The organism is Streptomyces sp. NPDC002130, from assembly GCF_040296465.1.
Taxonomy (GTDB): Bacteria; Actinomycetota; Actinomycetes; order Streptomycetales; family Streptomycetaceae; genus Streptomyces.
The window spans coordinates 1-1138 of the sequence record NZ_JBEOXI010001112.1 but is presented as its reverse complement, the minus strand read 5'-3'; the positions used below and the strand labels follow the sequence as shown (position 1 = coordinate 1138).

Annotated in this window: 1 protein-coding gene and 1 pseudogene; both read left to right on the top strand. The window is 61.5% G+C overall.

The window, feature by feature from the left end; all coding sequences use genetic code 11:
- A partial coding sequence (locus ABT116_RS48845) for a flavin-containing monooxygenase (protein WP_502984101.1) occupies positions 1–761 on the top strand: 761 nt, incomplete at its 5' end.
- A pseudogene (locus ABT116_RS48840) lies at positions 758–1057 on the top strand (FAD-dependent oxidoreductase); the annotation flags it as partial. The gene ABT116_RS48845 and the pseudogene ABT116_RS48840, both read left to right, overlap by 4 nt.
- Positions 1058–1138 lie beyond the last annotated feature (81 nt).

The window sequence follows — 1138 nt, the reverse complement described above, 5'->3', positions numbered from 1 at the left end:
GTGAGCTACTCGGTGCCGCGATGTCGCACGCGACGTGGGTGCTGCCTGCCTTCGAGGCGGCCGCGCGCCTCCATCTGCGAAGGCAGGTGAAAGATCCGGAACTGCGCCGGAAACTGACCCCCGATTTCACGATCGGTTGCAAGCGCATGCTTCTGTCCAACGACTGGTTGCGCACCCTTGACCGCACGGACGTGAGTCTGGAAGACAGCGGGCTCGTCTCGGTCACAGAAAACGGAGTGGTCGACGGTCGCGGAGTCGAGCACAAGGTCGACACCATCATCTTCGCCACGGGATTCACTCCCACGGAACCGCCTGTCGCGCATCTGATCACCGGAAAACATGGCGAGACGCTGGCTGCGCATTGGAACGGGAGTCCCAATGCGTACAAGGGCACCGCGGTCAGCGGGTTTCCGAATCTGTTCCTCATGTACGGTCCGAACACCAACCTCGGACACAGTTCGATCGTGTACATGCTCGAGTCCCAGGCCGAGTACGTCAACGACGCCTTGAACACCATGAAGCGAGAGCGGATCGATGCACTCGACGTGAACGAGACGGTACAGGTGCACTACAACACGGGAATTCAGCACGAGTTGCAGCACACGGTGTGGAACAAGGGCGGATGCTCGAGTTGGTACATCGATCCGGAGGGGCGCAACTCGGTGCAGTGGCCGACGTTCACGTTCAAATTCCGTTCGCTGCTGGAGCATTTCGATCGCGAGAACTACTCCGCTCGCAAGATCGAAAGCGTCGAGGCATGACCACGACGCACTACGACGTGGTGGTGATCGGATCGGGATTCGGTGGCAGTGTCGCAGCTCTTCGCCTGACGGAGAAGGGTTACCGTGTCGGGGTGCTCGAAGCCGGCCGCCGGTTTGCCGACGACGAGTTGCCTGAAACCAGTTGGCGACTGCGAAAGTACCTGTGGGCGCCGTGGATTGGGTGCTACGGCGTGCAGCGCATCCATCTGCTTCCGGATGTACTGGTGATGGCGGGATCCGGAGTTGGCGGAGGATCGTTGAACTACGCCAACACGTTGTATCAGCCACCCAAGGCCACACGGAGGCTCTGGCCGACCTGAACCGGGCGGTGGACCTCCGCCCGGGATACGTCTGGGCGTTGTGCCGCCGGGCCGTGC